This window comes from Limnohabitans sp. (assembly GCF_031539175.1).
Taxonomy (GTDB): Bacteria; Pseudomonadota; Gammaproteobacteria; order Burkholderiales; family Burkholderiaceae_C; genus Limnohabitans.
Window position 1 is genome coordinate 88,408 of record NZ_JAVKLQ010000018.1, and the last position, 16,771, is coordinate 105,178.

Annotated in this window: 15 protein-coding genes; 6 read left to right on the forward strand and 9 right to left on the reverse strand. The window is 57.8% G+C overall.

Annotated elements, in window-relative coordinates:
• The first annotated feature begins 46 nt into the window (after positions 1-46).
• From RMS95_RS03415 to RMS95_RS03440, 6 genes are all read left to right on the forward strand, one after another.
• A complete protein-coding gene (locus tag RMS95_RS03415; RefSeq protein WP_310643608.1) occupies positions 47-2,113 on the forward strand; it encodes an RNB domain-containing ribonuclease in 2,067 nt (688 codons plus the stop codon).
• On the forward strand, positions 2,110-2,991 hold the full coding sequence (locus RMS95_RS03420) for an energy transducer TonB (protein ID WP_405023354.1): 882 nt from the start codon (positions 2,110-2,112) through the stop codon (positions 2,989-2,991). Before RMS95_RS03415 ends, RMS95_RS03420 begins: the two co-directional genes overlap by 4 nt.
• 13 nt (positions 2,992-3,004) lie before the next feature.
• Positions 3,005-3,742, forward strand: a complete 738-nt coding sequence (mtgA, locus tag RMS95_RS03425; RefSeq protein ID WP_310643610.1) for a monofunctional biosynthetic peptidoglycan transglycosylase — start codon at positions 3,005-3,007, stop codon at positions 3,740-3,742.
• A gap of 5 nt (positions 3,743-3,747) precedes the next feature.
• Positions 3,748-4,296 (forward strand): crossover junction endodeoxyribonuclease RuvC, encoded by a 549-nt coding sequence (gene ruvC / locus RMS95_RS03430; RefSeq protein ID WP_310643611.1) that lies wholly within the window; start codon positions 3,748-3,750, stop codon positions 4,294-4,296.
• Between the two features lie 182 nt (positions 4,297-4,478).
• Positions 4,479-4,913 (forward strand): Hsp20/alpha crystallin family protein, encoded by a 435-nt coding sequence (locus tag RMS95_RS03435; RefSeq protein ID WP_310643613.1) that lies wholly within the window; start codon positions 4,479-4,481, stop codon positions 4,911-4,913.
• A gap of 30 nt (positions 4,914-4,943) precedes the next feature.
• Entirely contained in the window at positions 4,944-5,435 is a 492-nt protein-coding gene (locus tag RMS95_RS03440) for a CBS domain-containing protein (RefSeq protein ID WP_310643614.1), read from the forward strand.
• A gap of 49 nt (positions 5,436-5,484) precedes the next feature.
• Here the strand turns inward: RMS95_RS03440 and lpxC are convergent, their stop codons facing one another.
• The 9 genes from lpxC to murD all read right to left on the reverse strand — a co-directional run bounded on the left by lpxC (position 5,485) and on the right by murD (position 16,770).
• Positions 5,485-6,408, reverse strand: coding sequence for a UDP-3-O-acyl-N-acetylglucosamine deacetylase (lpxC, locus tag RMS95_RS03445; RefSeq protein ID WP_310643616.1), 924 nt, complete (start codon positions 6,406-6,408; stop codon positions 5,485-5,487).
• Positions 6,409-6,474: 66 nt separating this feature from the next.
• Positions 6,475-7,737: a cell division protein FtsZ gene (ftsZ, locus tag RMS95_RS03450; RefSeq protein WP_310643618.1), complete on the reverse strand. Its 1,263-nt coding sequence runs from the start codon at positions 7,735-7,737 to the stop codon at positions 6,475-6,477.
• Positions 7,738-7,918: 181 nt separating this feature from the next.
• Complete coding sequence (gene ftsA / locus RMS95_RS03455; RefSeq protein WP_310643620.1) at positions 7,919-9,148, reverse strand: cell division protein FtsA; 1,230 nt, start codon at positions 9,146-9,148, stop codon at positions 7,919-7,921.
• Positions 9,149-9,169: 21 nt separating this feature from the next.
• Positions 9,170-10,009 (reverse strand): cell division protein FtsQ/DivIB, encoded by an 840-nt coding sequence (locus RMS95_RS03460; RefSeq protein ID WP_310643621.1) that lies wholly within the window; start codon positions 10,007-10,009, stop codon positions 9,170-9,172.
• A complete protein-coding gene (locus RMS95_RS03465; RefSeq protein WP_310643623.1) occupies positions 10,006-10,989 on the reverse strand; it encodes a D-alanine--D-alanine ligase in 984 nt (327 codons plus the stop codon). The genes RMS95_RS03460 and RMS95_RS03465 overlap by 4 nt, the downstream gene beginning before the upstream one ends.
• A 3-nt stretch (positions 10,990-10,992) precedes the next feature.
• Entirely contained in the window at positions 10,993-12,414 is a 1,422-nt protein-coding gene (gene murC, locus RMS95_RS03470) for a UDP-N-acetylmuramate--L-alanine ligase (RefSeq protein WP_310643625.1), read from the reverse strand.
• Entirely contained in the window at positions 12,411-13,511 is a 1,101-nt protein-coding gene (gene murG, locus RMS95_RS03475; protein ID WP_310643627.1) for an undecaprenyldiphospho-muramoylpentapeptide beta-N-acetylglucosaminyltransferase, read from the reverse strand. Before murG ends, murC begins: the two co-directional genes overlap by 4 nt.
• A complete protein-coding gene (ftsW, locus tag RMS95_RS03480) occupies positions 13,508-14,812 on the reverse strand; it encodes a putative lipid II flippase FtsW (RefSeq protein WP_310643628.1) in 1,305 nt (434 codons plus the stop codon). The genes murG and ftsW overlap by 4 nt, the downstream gene beginning before the upstream one ends.
• Positions 14,809-16,770 (reverse strand): UDP-N-acetylmuramoyl-L-alanine--D-glutamate ligase, encoded by a 1,962-nt coding sequence (murD, locus tag RMS95_RS03485; protein WP_310643630.1) that lies wholly within the window; start codon positions 16,768-16,770, stop codon positions 14,809-14,811. Before murD ends, ftsW begins: the two co-directional genes overlap by 4 nt.
• Between the last annotated feature and the right edge of the window lies 1 nt (position 16,771).

A 16,771-nucleotide genomic window follows, 5' to 3' on the forward strand; every position in this document is an offset into this window, starting at 1 on the left:
AGGGCCACCAAAGAACCGCCAAGGCGATCATGGGACAATTGCACCCATGTACGCATTGTTTGAAGACGCTGGTAAATTCCAGACGGGCCGCATCCTCTCCGAAGCTGAAAGCTCGGCCCAAATCGAGCTGGAATCCGGCAAACGGGTCAAGGTCAAAGCCGCCCATGTATTGATCAAGTTTGACAAGCCCACCCCCGCTGACTTGATGCGCGAGGCCCAAGCCTTGAGCGCCACCATTGAGCTCGACTTGGCTTGGGAGTTCGCACCCGAAGACGAGTTTGGCTTTGCCGACTTGGCCCGCGAATATTTCAGCGCGCAAGCCACGTTGACCGAGCAGACCGCCGCTCTGCTGCGCTTGTTCGAGGCTCCCCATTATTTTCGGCGTGCGGGCAAAGGCCGTTTCAAAAAGGCCTCAGCTGAAGTGATTCAGCAAGCGCTGGCAGGGATTGAGAAAAAGAAACAACTTCAGGCACAAATTGAAGCCTGGGCTGCTGAATTGGCACAAGGCACCTGCCCTGCGCCCATTCAAACGCAGCTCTACAAAATTTTGTTCAAGCCCGACAAAAACGCGCCCGAATACAAGGCCGTGGTTGACGCGGCACGCGCCACCCAAACCGCGCCCTTGGCCTTGCTGCAACGCGCAGGCGCCATCACGTCGGCGTACCAGTTCCACTGGCAACGCTTCTTGTTCGACAACTTTCCCAAAGGCACGGGCTTTCCTGCCTTGCAAGCGCCTTCCATTGCCGACGAGTTGCCGCTGTCCACCACGCAGGCCTACTCCATCGACGACTCGCAAACCACCGAGATCGACGATGCCTTGTCGGTACAAGGCTTGGGCACAGGCACGGTCACGCTGGGCATTCACATTGCCGCCCCTGCGCTGGCCTTGAAGCCTGGCAGCCCGATCGATCAACTGGGCCGCAACCGCTTGTCCACCGTGTACATGCCCGGCTACAAAATCACCATGTTGCCCGACGATGTGGTGCAAACCTACACACTCCAAGAAGGGCGCGATTGCCCTGCTGTGTCGCTGTACGTTACCTTTGACGAAGCCACACTGACGCAGCAAACAACCGAAACACGCGTTGAGCGCGTCGCCATCGCCGCCAACTTGCGCCACGACCAGCTCGATGCCATCGTCACCGAGGCTTGGCTCAAAGACAGCAGCTTCAGCCACGACGCTGGCGTGCAAGAGCCCGCCATGCCACGCGAACAACTGGCCTTCTTGTTCCGCTTGGCCCAACACCTCAAAGCGCAACGCGAAGTGGTGCGCGGCAAGCCCGAAACCTTCAACCGCCCCGACTACAACTTCCGCCTAGTCGGCAATGAAGGGACCGAGCCGCAAGGTTTTGAGCAGGTGCAAATCACCACCCGTCAACGCGGTGCGCCGCTCGATCTGATGGTGGCCGAGGCCATGATTTTGGCCAACAGCACGTGGGGCAGCTGGATGGCTGATCTGGGCGTGCCCGGCATTTACCGCAGCCAAGCCAGCTTGTTGCCGGGTGTCAAAGTGCGCATGGGCACCAAAGCCTTGCCACACGCGGGCATTGGCGTACCCAGCTATGCATGGAGCACCTCGCCCTTGCGTCGCTACACCGACTTGGTCAACCAATGGCAAATCATTGCCTGTGCCAAACACGGCAGCACTGCCGCCTTGGCCGCGCCGTTCAAACCCAAAGATGCGGAGCTGTTCTCGATCATCTCCGCGTTTGACGGAGCCTACAGCGCTTACAACGGCTACCAAAGTGGCATGGAACGCTTCTGGACCTTGCAGTATTTGAAGCAAAACAACATCACCGAGCTCACCGCCACGGTCTTCAAAACCTTCCCCGGTCACCCCCCCATGGCGCGTGCCGACACACTGCCCTTGGTGTTCCCGGTTATGAGTGCGGGTGATGTGCCACGTGGCGCGCGTCTGCAAGTGCGATTGAGCGACATCGATGACATCACGCTCGACATCACCGGCCATCTGCTGAGCGTGCTGGACGCGCACGACCCCGTGGGCACCGATGCCAGCGAAGCCCCTGAAGAAGACGACGACAGCGCTGCAGGACCGATTGCCATTGCTGTCGATGTCAACGAGGACCCGATCAAGGAGGCCACCGTCTCGTGAAATCCTTGGTGCTGTTGCCCCCGTACTTGTCGCGTTGGACCACCTTGCAGGTGGCCCTGACGCTGTCACTGGCTGTACACATCGGCATTTTGACGCTGCGCATCGCAGACCCCGAGCGCTTTCAACGCCTGTTTGACGACACCACGCTCGAAGTGATTTTGGTCAACACGCACGCCAAATCCGAGGCCCCCGAAAAAGCCCAAGCCTTGGCCCAAACTCAGCTGGCGGGCGGTGGTGAACTGAAAACGGGCCGTGCTGCCTCCCCCCTTGCCATGTCCAACGTCACCACCAGCGGGGACAGTGTGGCCAATGTGCAGCGCCAAGTGGCAGGGCTGAAAAAAGAGCAAGCGTTGTTGCTGGCTCAAGTCAAAGCCATGCTGGCCCAGTTGCCACCGCCGCAGCCCAACAAGAGCCAAGCCGAACGCGAAGAAATTGAGCAGCGGCGCCGTCAGATGCTCAAACTGCTGGCTGAAATTGAACAGCGCATTGAACAAGAAAATGCGCGCCCCACCAAACATTACGTGAGCCCAGCCACCCGCGAAGTGGCCTACGCGCTTTATTACGAGACGCTGAAACGCAAAATTGAGGACCGCGGCACACGCTACTTCCCTGAGCGTGATGGCCAAAAGCTCTACGGCGAGCTGACCATGGTGATCACCATCACGCCAGACGGGCGTGTGCTGCACACCGAGATCATTCAAAGCTCGGGCCAAACCGACCTCGATCGTCGCGCACAAGCCATCGTCACCAGTGCAGGGCCATTTGGTGAATTCACCGACGACATGCGTCAAAAAGCCGATCAGTTAGGCGTGATTTCGCGATTCGTCTTTGGGCGTGACAACGCATTGCGCACGCGCGGCGAAGTCCCCATCCCTTGAACAGCTTGCCTGCATGAACTTTTCTAGCCCACACTTTCGTCCGCTGCTGCGCTGGCTGCTGCTGATCTTGACGGCGTGGATTGGCTTGCAATTTTTCTTTCTGGCACGCATCGCTGTGATGGCACGGGTAGCGCCCGAGTCCACCGCGTTTGAGCGATCCGAAGCGTGGCGGATCGTCACCTCAAAAGACCAACTTCGATGGCGACAAGACTGGGTACCCTACAGCGCCATTTCCAACCATTTAAAACGGGCTGTCATTGCGTCTGAAGACGACATCTTTGCCCAGCATGATGGTGTGCAGTGGGAAGCGATTGAAAAAGCTTGGGCCAAAAACGCCAAGGCTGAATTACAAGCCAGTCGTGCCAACAAAGCACGTCCGCCCAAAGTGGTGGGCGGTTCCACCATCACACAACAATTGGCCAAAAATTTGTTTCTCTCTGGCGAACGCACCTTGCTACGCAAGGGGCAAGAGTTTGTGCTGACCTTGATGTTGGAAGCGCTTCTGAGCAAACAACGTATCTTAGAAATCTACCTCAACCATGTGGAATGGGGTGAAGGCATCTTTGGCGCCGAGGCCGCTGCCCAACATTACTTTGACAAACCAGCGGCACAACTCGCGCCCTGGGAAGCGGGGCGCCTCGCTGTGATGCTGCCGCGCCCAAAGTACTACCAAAAGTTTCCACAGTCGGCGTACTTGGCAGGTCGCACCGAAATCATCGTGTCGCGCATGAACAGCGCGCAATTGCCTTAACCGCCATGCGTATTCTTGGCATTGATCCTGGACTTCGCACCACGGGCTTTGGCGTGGTGGAAAAGCACGGCAATCAACTGCTGTACGTGGCCAGCGGCACCATCCGCACCAACAAAGAAGCGCAAGGCAATTTGCCAGAACGCCTGAAAGTGTTGTTTGACGGCATCCATGAAGTGGTCGAGCGTTACAAGCCCGACTGCTCAGCGGTTGAAATTGTGTTCGTCAACGTCAACCCACAAGCCACGTTGCTACTGGGTCAAGCACGCGGCGCTTGCGTGACCGCCTTGGTCACTTGCGATCTGCCTGTGGCCGAATACACCGCCTTACAAATGAAGCAAGCGGTCGCCGGACACGGTATGGCCAAAAAAGAGCAGGTGCAAGAAATGGTCAAACGCTTGCTCAACTTGCCCGGCTTGCCCGGCCCTGATGCCGCTGACGCCTTGGGCTTGGCGATCACACACGCCCACGCAGGACACGCCATGGCGCGCTTGGCCGCAGCAACCACGTTAGACCGCAAAACCAGCGGCATGTACCGCGCAGGTCGCAGCCGCTAAGCCACGCCTCGCATCGCTTTGTTCAAGCGATTGGTGTTGACACACGCCACAACGTGCGGTCCATCACAGACGCGTTGCATGCAACCCGAGACACTCCAAGTCAAGATTTTGAATCGAAATCTTCGCGCATGCGTGACTCGGTGTCGCGCTGCATCTGGCTTGTACTCAATCGAGATTCCCTCATGAACAACTTGACCCGCTTCAATCCATTCACCGATTTAATCGATCCTTTCAACGACGATTTTTTCAAAGGCTTTTCGTTGCGTCCCATTTATCGGTCTAGCGAGGAGCAACCGCAAATCAAACTCGACGTGCAAGAAGACGACAAAGCCTATGTGGTGAAGGCAGAAATTCCAGGCGTGAACAAAGAAGACATCAAGGTCTCCATTGAAGGCAACCAAGTGTCGATGAGCGCTGAACTCAAAAAGGAAAAAGAAGAAAAGGAAGATTCCAAAGTCATCCGTAGCGAACGCTATTACGGCAAAGCATTTCGCAGTTTCTCGTTAGCGGAATCCGTCGATGAAGCCAAGTCTTCGGCTAAATATGAAAATGGTGTGTTAGAGCTGACGCTGCCTAAAAAGCCCAGCAGCTCATCCAAACTGCTGAAGATCGCATGAATGTCTTCACCGCAATCAACACCCGCTCACATGCACACCACCGCATTATCGGGGTCGGTGATGCATGAACGCCTGACGATTGGTGACATCTGCAGCAGAAAAGTGACCATTGCCGACAGAAAAACCGACTTGGTCACCGCTGCGCAGCTGATGCGCCACGACCATGTCGGCGCTTTGGTGGTCGTTGATGATCAAAAAGGACTCACGAAAGTTGATGGCGTGATCACGGATCGCGACATCGTGACGTCCATCATTGCCCAAGGCCTCGATCCAGGACCGCTTTATGTCGAAGACGTGATGAGTACACCCGTGGTCACGGTGCAAGAAGACGGCTCTTTGATTGACTTGATGCGCGCCATGCGTCGCAATGGCGTGAGGCGAATTCCTGTGACGGACAAAGATCACACCTTGATCGGCATCGTCACGCTGGAAGATGTTCTCAAAATCTTGGCCGAAGAGCTCAATCTGCTGGCGTCCTCGATTGACAACGGCATGAAACGGGAATTCAAACGAAGGCCCTAGGCCAAGCGTGGGTGCATGTGACACACGATGTCACGGCACCACATATCCCTTACCAAGCAGGCGCCAATTGGGCCAACCCGGGGGGCGCTTTGCGCGCATCGGCAAACGTCACAACGTCGTAGGCATCTGGGCGACTCAACAATTCGCGCAAGAGCTTGTTGTTCATGGCGTGACCGGATCGAAACGCCACATACGAGGCGAGCAAGGGTTTGCCAATCAAATACAGGTCGCCCATCGCATCAAGAATTTTGTGTTTCACAAATTCATCGTCATAGCGCAGCCCGTCGCTGTTTAACACCTTGTAGTCATCCATCACGATGGCATTGTCAAGCCCACCACCTAACGCCAAACCGTTGGCGCGCAACATCTCCACATCGCGGGTGAAACCAAAAGTGCGGGCACGCGCTATGTCGCGCGTGTAGCTGTCCGTGTCGGTGTCAAACACCACACTTTGTCCTGTGGAGTCCACTGCAGGATGGTGAAAGTCGATTTCAAAACTGAGCTTGTAGCCGTGGTGCGGCTCTAGGCGAGCCCACTTCACGTTGTCGCCTTCGCCTTCGCGCACTTCCACGGTCTTCAGCACACGAATAAAACGCTTGGGCGCGTTTTGCTCAACGATGCCTGCGCTTTGCAACAAAAACACAAACGACGAAGCCGAGCCATCCAAGATGGGCACTTCTTCTGCCGTGATGTCGATGTAAAGGTTGTCAATCCCCAAGCCTGCGCACGCAGACATCAAATGCTCCACCGTGAACACCTTGGCGCCGCCATTGGAAATGGTCGAGGCCAAACGTGTATCGGTCACAGCGGTCGCTGTGATCGGAATATCGACGGGCTGTGGCAAGTCGACCCGACGAAACACGATGCCCGTGTCGGGTTGCGCAGGCCGCAGGGTCAGCTCCACGCGTTGACCGCTGTGTAAGCCGACACCCACCGCTTTGGTGAGAGATTGAAGGGTTCTTTGTTTAAGCACAGATGAATTTTAATCAATCCCCTCTTTTCAGGGGATTGATCTGTTCAATCGTCGCGATCGAAATTCTTAGTCGGCTTGCTTGCGCAAGAAGGCTGGAATTTCGTAATCGTCCATGCCGCCAGATGACAAGGCGTCAACCTTAGCCGCAGCTTGAGTACGGTTGGTACGCCACACGCTGGGCACAGCCATGCTGTTGTAGTCAGGTTGTGCACGGGTGGTCCCCACGCCCAAACCAGACGCCAAACCAGACAAGCCAGCCGAAGCAGCGGCCATCAAACCTGCCGGCGATGCGTTAGGCGCTTGGGTGGTGGGGAAGCTCATGCCGTCCGTACCCGTGCGCAACACTTGCAACTGAGGTGCAGCACGACGGCCACCGGCCAAACCTGTGGCCACCACGGTCACGCGAATTTGGTCGCCCAAAGCTTCGTCGTAAGCGGTACCGTAAATGACGTGTGCGTCTGGAGAAGCGAACTTGCGAATCGTGTTCATGGCTTCGCGCGACTCAGACATCTTCAAACCACCTTTGGCGGCGGTGATCAACACCAACACGCCCTTGGCACCCGACATGTCCACGCCTTCGAGCAGCGGGCAAGCCACAGCTTGCTCAGCAGCGATGCGTGCACGGTCTGGGCCATTGGCCACCGCAGTGCCCATCATGGCTTTGCCAGTTTCGCTCATCACGGTGCGCACGTCTTCAAAGTCGACGTTCACCAAAGCTTCCACGTTGATGATCTCGGCAATACCGCCGACCGAGTTTTTCAACACGTCGTTGGCAAAAGCGAAGGCTTCGTCTTGGCTGGCATCGTCGCCCAACACGTCCATCAACTTGTCGTTCAACACCACGATCAAGGAGTCCACATTGGCTTCGAGCTCGGCCAAGCCAGCTTCGGCATTGCCCATGCGGCGGTTGCCTTCAAACTCAAACGGCTTGGTCACCACGCCCACGGTCAAGATACCCATTTCACGCGCCACGCGCGCCACCACAGGGGCGGCACCCGTACCAGTACCACCGCCCATACCGGCCGTCACGAACAGCATGTTGGTGCCTTCGAGTGCGGAACGGATTTCATCGATGGCGGCCTCTGCTGCCTCACGGCCGCGCTCTGGCTTGCTGCCAGCGCCCAAGCCGCTTTCGCCGAGCTGAATCACTTTGTGGGCATTGCTCACGCGCAAAGCTTGCGCGTCGGTGTTCGCCGTGACGAACTCCACGCCTTGCACGCCTGAACGGATCATGTGCTCAACCGCGTTGCCGCCGCCGCCGCCCACGCCAATGACTTTGATTTGGGTGCCTGAGTTGAATGCTTCAACTTCGATCATTTCGATGCTCATGATTTTTCTCCTATCGATCTAAAAATTTGCAGTTGCCTTGATTTCAAAAATTCTTCTGTGTACACGCCGCATCCTCAGGATGGCGGAGCGGTTGCAGCGCAGGGTCGCCATCGTCGACCGCTGAGCCGCCTCGGTGGCGGACTGCCACGCGCGAGATAAAGTTTGTGGAAAGGAATCATGGTCAGAAGTTCCCCACGATCCAATCTTTGAAACGGTCCATCGCTGACTTGACCGATCCACTTTTTTGCGACACTTTGAAGCCACGCAGCCGCGCCATGCGCGCTTCTTCGAGCAAGCCCATCACCGTGGCTGCACGCGGTTGCGACACCATGTCGGCCAACGCACTCTTGTAATGGGGCACGCCACGACGCACGGGCTTCAAGAAAATATCTTCACCCAACTCCACCATGCCTGGCATCACGGCACTGCCGCCGGTCAACACAATGCCTGACGACAAAACTTCTTCGTAGCCCGATTCGCGGATGACTTGTTGTACCAACGAGAAAATTTCTTCCACACGCGGTTCAATCACACCGGCCAAGGCTTGGCGGCTCAACATGCGCGGCGCACGGTCGCCCAAGCCCGGCACTTCGACTTGCACCTCTGGGTCTGCCAGCATTTGTTTGGCGTAGCCCGATTCGATCTTGATTTCTTCCGCATCCTTGGTGGGCGTACGCAAAGCCATCGCAATGTCACTGGTGATCAAATCACCCGCAATGGGAATGACGGCGGTGTGACGAATCGCGCCGTTGGTGAAGATCGCCACGTCCGTGGTGCCCGCACCAATGTCAACCAAAGCCACGCCCAACTCGCGCTCGTCATCGGTCAACACCGACAAACTGGAGGCCAAGGGGTTGAGCATCAACTGGTCCACATCCAAACCGCAACGGCGCACGCACTTGATGATGTTTTCTGCCGCACTTTGCGCGCCCGTGACGATGTGCACCTTGGCTTCCAAACGGATACCGCTCATGCCAATCGGTTCACGCACGTCTTGGCCATCAATCACAAACTCTTGCGGCTGCACCAACAGCAAACGTTGGTCTGTCGAGATGTTGATCGCCTTGGCGGTCTCGACCACGCGCGCCACGTCAGGGGCCGTCACTTCTTTGTCTTTCACCGCCACCATGCCCGTGGAGTTGATGCCGCGAATGTGGCTGCCGGTGATGCCGGTATAAACGCGCGTGATTTTGCAATCCGCCATCAACTCGGCTTCTTTCAAGGCCTGTTGAATACTTTGCACCGTGGCATCGATGTTGACCACCACGCCGCGTTTCAAACCGTTACTGGGCGACACACCCAAGCCTGCGAGCTTGAGCTCGCCGCCAGGCAGAACTTCGGCGACCACGACCATGACCTTGGCTGTGCCAATGTCTAAGCCGACCACCAAATCTTTGTACTCTTTTGCCATAACAGCCTCGTTCTTTCTCTTCTATCGCCCAGTTCGCTCACGGGGTGCCAACACATCTTGGGTGCTGACACCGCGCAAACGAAGCGCATAACCGTTTTCGTGCCGCAAGTCTGCTGACTCAATGGCACTGACCTTGCGGCCCAATTTTTGGGTGACTTGCACCAAGGTCTGGCCCATCACTTGCATGCGCGCCATCACCTCTTGCGTGTTACCGCGCCCTAACTCAATCACAGCACCACGCCCCACATGGGCACGCCAGCTGCCGCGACCTGTGAGCTCTAAGCTGTCCAACGCCAAGGTCATGTTTTTGAACACAGGGGCCAAGGCCAAATACATCGCCAACACCTGCTCCGACTGGCTGTCGGGTCCGCTCAGACGTGGCAGGTTGTCATCATCCAAATCACCCGCATTGGCCTCGAAGACTTCGCCGTAGGTGTTGACCATGCGTGCATCGCTGTCCTCACCCCAAAATGCCACGGGCTGATGCTCTTGCAAGGTCACACGCAGGCGGTTGGGAAACTCGCGCTGTACCGTGGCCAGACGCACCCAAGGCACGCTCTCGAAGGTGCTGCGCACGCGACCCAAATCAGCCGTGAAAAAATTACCAGTCAACTTCGATGCCACATTGGCACGCAATGTCACGGCGTTGTTGTGCTCCACCTCGCCCAACACGGTGATCCCGGTCAAGGCAAACGCAGGCAACCGCACCAACGACCACACACCGGCACACAACACCCCCACGATCACCGACACGAACATGAGCGAAGCCGCCATGTGCATGAGACGAACGTCCAACGGCACGGCCACGGAGGTGTTGACCTCAGGGCGCGGGCGCAGGTGGGTGGTGTAGCGCGAGGTCATGCGTGCGCAGGTCCTTGTGGGTGATCCAACGTGGCACTGGCCAGCAACGTCAAACACAGGTCTTCATAGCTGATGCCTGCGGCACGCGCCGACATGGGCACCAACGAGTGGCTGGTCATGCCAGGGGATGTGTTCATTTCCAACAAAAAGGGTTTGCGATCACTGGCGCGCAACATGATGTCAGCGCGCCCCCAACCACGGCAGCCCAAAGCACGGTAAGCCGCCACCACCAAACGCTGAATCTCGTGCTCTTCAGCCTCTGGCAAGCCGCTTGGACAGTGGTATTTCACGTCGTCGGTGAAGTACTTGTGGTTGTAGTCGTAAGCGCCATCGGGTGCAGCAATGCGCACCACAGGCAAGGCCCGCGCGCCTGCGCCGTTGCCCAAAATAGGACAGGTCAACTCTTCGCCAGTGATGAATTCTTCGCACAACAAATCAGGGTCGTAGCGCGTCGCCAAAGCCGTGGCCGCTTGAATTTGCGATGCCTCAGTCACTTTGCTCATGCCAATCGACGAACCTTCACGCGGCGGCTTGACAATCAAAGGCAAACCCAATTTCGCGGGAATGGCTTGGATGTTGTCTGCCGTTTGATCTTCTGGTGCGAGCCATACATAGCCCGGTGTCGACAACCCGACAGCCGACCACACGCGCTTGGTCATCACTTTGTCCATGGCCATCGCGGAGGCCATCACACCGGAGCCGGTGTAAGGGATGCCTAACAATTCCAGCGCACCTTGCACCGAACCATCTTCACCATAGCGACCATGCAAGGCGATGAACGCGTGGGTGAAGCCTTCACGCTTGAGCTCGTCCAAGCTGCGCTCAGCCGGATCAAACGCCAGCGCATTGACGCCTTTGGATTGCAGGGCCTTGAGCACGCCCGTGCCCGACATGATCGACACATCGCGCTCGGCTGACATGCCGCCCATCAGCACCGCAACCTTGGCGCTTTGGATGTTGAAAGTGGTGGTGTCGCTCATGACTCAGCTTTTCACAGTAATGTTGCGTTGCTCAACCAGCGCCAGCACTTGGGACGGTACTTGACCAATCGAGCCTGCGCCCATGCACATCACCACATCGCCAGCTTGGGCGTTGTCCGCAATGACTTGGGCCATGTTTTGAATGTCATCCACAAAGACCAAGGCTTCGTGGCCTGCCATGCGCATGGCACGCGAGAGGGCGCGGCCATCGGCAGCGGGAATCGGGGTTTCACCAGCGGCGTAAATCTCGGACAGCCACAGCACATCGGCACGGCCCATGACTTGCACGAAGTCTTCGAAGCAGTCACGGGTGCGGGTGTAGCGGTGCGGCTGAAATGCCAACACCAAACGACGGCCTGGAAACGCGCCGCGTGCTGCAGCCAAAGTCGCAGCCACCTCGACGGGGTGGTGGCCGTAATCTTCGATGAGGGTGAACTCGCCACCGGTCTTCGCAGCCACATCGCCGTGACGCTGGAAGCGACGACCCACGCCTTTGAATTCGGCCAAGGCTTTTTGCACCGCTTCGTCTGGCACATTGAGCTCCACCGCAATCGCGATGGCGGCCAAGGCATTGAGCACGTTGTGCTCGCCGGCCAAATTCAACGTGATGTCTAAGTCGGGCAACGTGATGCCATTGCGACGCTGAACCGTGAAGCACATACGGCCATTGTCAGCACGCACGTTCACCGCACGCACTTGCGCTTGGTCATTAAAACCGTAGCTGGTGATGGGACGCGACACCTCCGACAAGATGCTGCGCACGGCCGCATCGTCGGTGCACAAAATGGCAGCACCATAAAACGGCATGCGGTGCAAGAACTCAACAAACGCGGCCTTCAAACGGTTGAAGTCATGGCCATACGTGTCCATGTGATCGGCGTCGATGTTGGTGACCACTGCCATCACGGGCAACAGGTTCAAGAACGAGGCATCCGATTCATCGGCTTCAACCACGATGTAATCGCCTGAACCCAATTTGGCGTTCGCGCCGGCACTGGTCAGCTTGCCACCAATCACAAACGTGGGGTCTAGGCCCGCTTCGGCCAACACGCTGGCGACCAAGCTGGTGGTGGTGGTTTTGCCATGCGTGCCCGCAATGGCCACACCGGTTTTAAGACGCATCAACTCTGCCAACATCACGGCGCGCGGCACCACAGGAATGAGCTTGGCGTGGGCTGCGACCACCTCGGGGTTGCTGGCCTGCACAGCCGTCGACGTGACCACGGCATCCGCACCCACAATATTGGCGGCGTCGTGGCCGACGTACGTCTGAATGCCCAAGCTGTGCAAGCGCTTTAAGGCAGCGCTGTCGGACAAGTCTGAGCCCGAAATGACATAGCCCAAGTTCAGCAACACCTCAGCAATACCGCTCATGCCTGCACCGCCGATACCGACAAAATGGATGTGACGAATGGCGTGTTTCATGCCTTCTCTCCTTTGGCTGCCAAGGCTTCACAGGCAGCGACCACCGCTTGGGCGGCGTCAATTTTTCTCATCGCGTAGGCTTTCTCTGCGCAGGCTTGCAGCGTGCGGCGTGTCATGAATTGCAATCGGTTGGCCAAGTCTTGGGCGTTCAACTCAGCTTGTGGAATCAACCACCCCCCACCCGCTTCCACCAAGAAACGGGCATTGGTGGTTTGGTGGTCGTCCACCGCATGGGGGAACGGCACATAAATCGCTGCCACACCCACCGCCGCCAACTCGGTGACGGTGCTGGCGCCAGCGCGAGCGATGACGATGTCCGCATCGGCAAAGGCTTGGGCGGTGTCGTCAATGAACGGCGTGAGTTCGGCTTGCACGCCAGCTTGCGCATACGCAGCCTGCAGGGCGTCAATTTGTTTGGCGCCGCTCTGATGCAACACCGTGGGGCGTTGGGCCACAGGAATCAAGGCCAGCGCTTGTGGCACCAAGGTGTTCAAGGCTTGTGCGCCCAAACTGCCCCCGACCACCAACACGCGCAAGGGGCCGCTGCGGTTGGCAAAACGCTCAGCGGGTGTGGCTTGTGTGACGAACCCCTCACGCAAAGGGTTGCCCACCCATTCGGCTTTGGGCATCACGCTGGGGAAGGCGGTGAACACGCGGTTGGCAACTTTGGCCAAGACCTTGTTGGCCATGCCTGCCACCGAGTTTTGTTCGTGCAGCACCAAGGGCTTGCCCATCAACACTGCCATCAAACCCGCAGGGAAACTGATGTAGCCGCCCAAACCCACCACCGCATCGGGTTTCACGCGACGCACCACTTGCAAACTTTGCCAAAACGCACGCAACAACTTGAATGGCAGCAAAGCCAAAGTTTTGAAGCCCTTGCCACGCACACCGCCAAATTGCACGGTTTCCAAAGCAATGCCTTGCGCAGGCACCAAACGGCTTTCCATGCTGGGGGCCGGTGCGCCCACCCAATGCACGTTCCAACCGCGTGCGCGCATGAGTTCAGCCACGGCCAAGCCTGGGAAGATGTGGCCACCAGTGCCGCCCGCCATGATCAACGCGGTACGCGTGGGCTTAGAGGTGCTCATGGTCATAGCCGCCCTCCATGCATGACCACACGGTTTTCGTAGTCCACGCGCAGCACCACCGCAATGGCGATGAGGTTGAGCAAGATGGCTGAGCCGCCGTAACTCATCAAAGGCAAGGTCAGGCCTTTGGTCGGCAAAGCACCCAAGTTCACGCCCATGTTGATGAACGATTGAAAGCCCATCCAAATGCCCACGCCTTGCGCCACCAAGCCAGCAAACACGCGGTCCATGGCGATGGCTTGACGACCGATGTACATGATGCGGCGCGTCAACCACATGAACATGCCAATCACCAGCACCACACCCACGAAACCAAATTCTTCGCCAATCACGGCCAACAAAAAGTCGGTGTGCGCTTCGGGCAGCCAATGCAGTTTCTCAACGCTGCCGCCCAAGCCCACACCAAAAATCTCGCCGCGACCGATGGCGATCAACGAGTGCGACAACTGGTAGCCCTTGCCCAACGCATGCTCCATGCTCCAAGGGTCGAGGTACGCAAAAATGCGTTCGCGACGCCAAGGTGACGACGCGATGATCAAACCAAACACCGCGATCAACGCCGTGGCGATCAAGAAAAACATGCGGGCATTGACACCGCCTAAAAACAAAATGCCCATCGCAATCACGGCAATCACCATGAAGGCACCCATGTCAGGCTCAGACAACAGCAACAAGCCGACGATGGACACCGCAGCGCCCATGGGTGTCACGGCGGCAAAGAACTTTTCTTTCACATCCATCTTGCGCACCATGTAATTGGCGGCGTAGAGCAACACGCCCCACTTGGCCAACTCAGAGGGTTGGAAGTTCATGAAACCCAAACCAATCCAACGGCGCGCACCGTTGACCGATTTGCCAATGAACGGCATCAAGACGGCAATCAACAACACGATGGACACCACAAACACCCAAGGCGCCACGCGCTCCCACGTATTGAGCGGTACTTGAAACGCAAACAAAGCGGCCACAAACGCCACGAACAACGACAGGCCATGACGCACCAAAAAGTGCGTGGGGGTATAGCCTGCGCCCATGCGTGGGTTATCGGGAATGGCGATGGATGCCGAATACACCATCACCAAGCCAAACATCAACAAGGCAAAGGTGACCCAGACCAAAGGCTGATCAAACCCCTTCACGTGCACAGGCGATGCCGTGGTGTGCGTGAACTCCGTGCCTTGCACGCGCACCGGCAATACATCGATCCCGGCCTCGGGCTGATCGGCGCCCCACAAGCGACTCACGCGTTGTGAAAGGGAACTCAGCACGCGCTGCAACCCATTGGCGTGACGTGTGATCGCTGTCATGCACCTGCTCCCAATGCGCCATCTAGCCCTTGTCCAGCGTCATCCGCCAAGGCTTGAACGGCACTCACAAACACCTCGGCACGGTGGGCGTAATTGCGAAACATGTCTAGGCTCGCGCAGGCTGGCGACAGCAACACGGCATCACGCGCTTGGGCCATGCGGCTGGCTTGCACCACCGCATCGGGCAATGTCTCAGCATCCACCAGCGGAACGCCGCAGTCTTGCAACACCTCGCGCAAGGCAGGTGCATCGCGTCCAATCAGCACCACACCGCGTGCGTAGTGGCGGATGGGCGTTTGCAAAGGCGAGAAGTCTTGCCCTTTGCCATCGCCCCCCAAGATCACCACCAAACGGCGATCCATGCCCAGACCTTGCAAGGCCGCGACCGTGGCGCCGACGTTCGTGCCTTTGCTGTCGTCAAAGTACTCGACATCGTTCAGGACTGCAACCGACTCCACACGGTGTGGCTCGCCACGATACTCGCGCAACCCAAACAACATGGGCGCCAAACTGGCTTGGGTGCTGCCCGCCAAGGCCAACGCCGCCAACGCATTGAGTGCGTTGTGACGACCACGAATGCGCAAGGCATCTGCGGGCATCAAACGTTGAATGTGAATTTCTTCTGCGTCGTCTTTGCGGCGACGACGTGTTTCATCGGCCTCCAACGCACGCACCAACCACGTCATGCCATTGATGGTTTCAATGCCGTAGTCACCCGGGCGCTGGGGCAAGTCACCACCAAAGGTGACATGCGCACGCACTTGGGGCTTTTGCAGCTTCACACGTACCGGTTCGGGCAACATGTTCATCACGCCCAAATCTTCGCGGTTGAGGACCAACAAACCGTGCTGGCCAAAAATGCGGGCTTTGGCTGCGGCATAGGCGCGCATGTCGCCATGCCAATCCAAATGGTCTTGCGTGAGGTTGAGCACGGCGCCTGCCGTGGGCTCAAAGTTGGTCACACCGTCCAACTGGAAGCTAGACAACTCCAACACCCAGACTTGCGGCAAGTAAGGATGATCCACCGGCGGTGGGGGGGGTGGAACGAGCGGCGGCAGATCGACCTCAAAGGGAGTGTCAGCCGTGACCTCTTCTGTGCTGGGCTGCGCAGCGTCGCTTTCGCCAACGGCGACTTCGCTGTCGGTCGCTTCTGCGTTAGCGTCTGTGACGTTGGTATTTTCTGCAGCCTGAGCACTGACAACAGCCGCCTCCTCGGGAGACGCCGTCTGCTGCGGCAGTTCCATGCTCAGTTGCGCGTGATCGGCAGCCGCCAATGCAGCATCAACGCTGGCTTGAAGTTTGGCTTCAGCCAACGCACTGGCCGCTTGCGCAGCGGCCAGCGCTTCTTGCGCCTTGGCTTCTTCGGCTTGTGCTGCGTCCAGTTCGTCTTGCTCGGCCTTGGCTTTTTCAGCAGCCTCGGCCTCTTGGACAGCAGCCACGTCCAACGCTTGCGTCAATGTATCGAGCAAGGTGGGGCCAATGTTGCCCGCGATGGCCACGCGCAAACCGGCACGCTCCAACAGCTGAGCGGTCAACGAGGTGACGGTGGTTTTACCGTTGGTGCCCGTGATGGCTAGCACTTTGGGGTGATAGGCTGCACTGCTCTGTAAATCGCTCAGGGCTTGGGCGAACAACGTCAGTTCTGTACCGACCCACAAACCAGCGGCTTGTGCCGCTTGCCACACAGAGGCCACCGATTCAGGACTCAAACCAGGGCTCTTGAACACGGCGCGAATGCCATGCGCTTCTTCTGCACCGCTCAACAGCGACGCATCAAACGCGCCATGCACGAACGTGACTTGCGGCAACTCTTGGCGCAAAACCGCCAAATGGGGTGGCTCAGCACGCGTGTCGACCACTTGCACTTGCGCCCTACAACGCACGCACCAACGCGCCATCGCCAGGCCGGAATCACCCAAGCCCAGTATCAGCACCGATTGGTTGAGGAGTTGCTGCATC

What these genes read in the sequence shown, in the direction of transcription:
- RMS95_RS03440 (WP_310643614.1), top strand. Translation starts at nt 4,944, where the DNA reads ATGCACACCACCGCATTATCGGGGTCGGTGATGCATGAACGCCTGACG.
- ftsA (WP_310643620.1), bottom strand. Translation starts at nt 9,148, where the DNA reads ATGGCAAAAGAGTACAAAGATTTGGTGGTCGGCTTAGACATTGGCACA.
- RMS95_RS03465 (WP_310643623.1), bottom strand. Translation starts at nt 10,989, where the DNA reads ATGAGCGACACCACCACTTTCAACATCCAAAGCGCCAAGGTTGCGGTG.
- RMS95_RS03415 (WP_310643608.1), top strand. Translation starts at nt 47, where the DNA reads ATGTACGCATTGTTTGAAGACGCTGGTAAATTCCAGACGGGCCGCATC.
- ruvC (WP_310643611.1), top strand. Translation starts at nt 3,748, where the DNA reads ATGCGTATTCTTGGCATTGATCCTGGACTTCGCACCACGGGCTTTGGC.
- RMS95_RS03435 (WP_310643613.1), top strand. Translation starts at nt 4,479, where the DNA reads ATGAACAACTTGACCCGCTTCAATCCATTCACCGATTTAATCGATCCT.
- murD (WP_310643630.1), bottom strand. Translation starts at nt 16,770, where the DNA reads ATGCAGCAACTCCTCAACCAATCGGTGCTGATACTGGGCTTGGGTGAT.
- ftsZ (WP_310643618.1), bottom strand. Translation starts at nt 7,737, where the DNA reads ATGAGCATCGAAATGATCGAAGTTGAAGCATTCAACTCAGGCACCCAA.
- murG (WP_310643627.1), bottom strand. Translation starts at nt 13,511, where the DNA reads ATGACCATGAGCACCTCTAAGCCCACGCGTACCGCGTTGATCATGGCG.
- mtgA (WP_310643610.1), top strand. Translation starts at nt 3,005, where the DNA reads ATGAACTTTTCTAGCCCACACTTTCGTCCGCTGCTGCGCTGGCTGCTG.
- RMS95_RS03460 (WP_310643621.1), bottom strand. Translation starts at nt 10,009, where the DNA reads ATGACCTCGCGCTACACCACCCACCTGCGCCCGCGCCCTGAGGTCAAC.
- murC (WP_310643625.1), bottom strand. Translation starts at nt 12,414, where the DNA reads ATGAAACACGCCATTCGTCACATCCATTTTGTCGGTATCGGCGGTGCA.
- ftsW (WP_310643628.1), bottom strand. Translation starts at nt 14,812, where the DNA reads ATGACAGCGATCACACGTCACGCCAATGGGTTGCAGCGCGTGCTGAGT.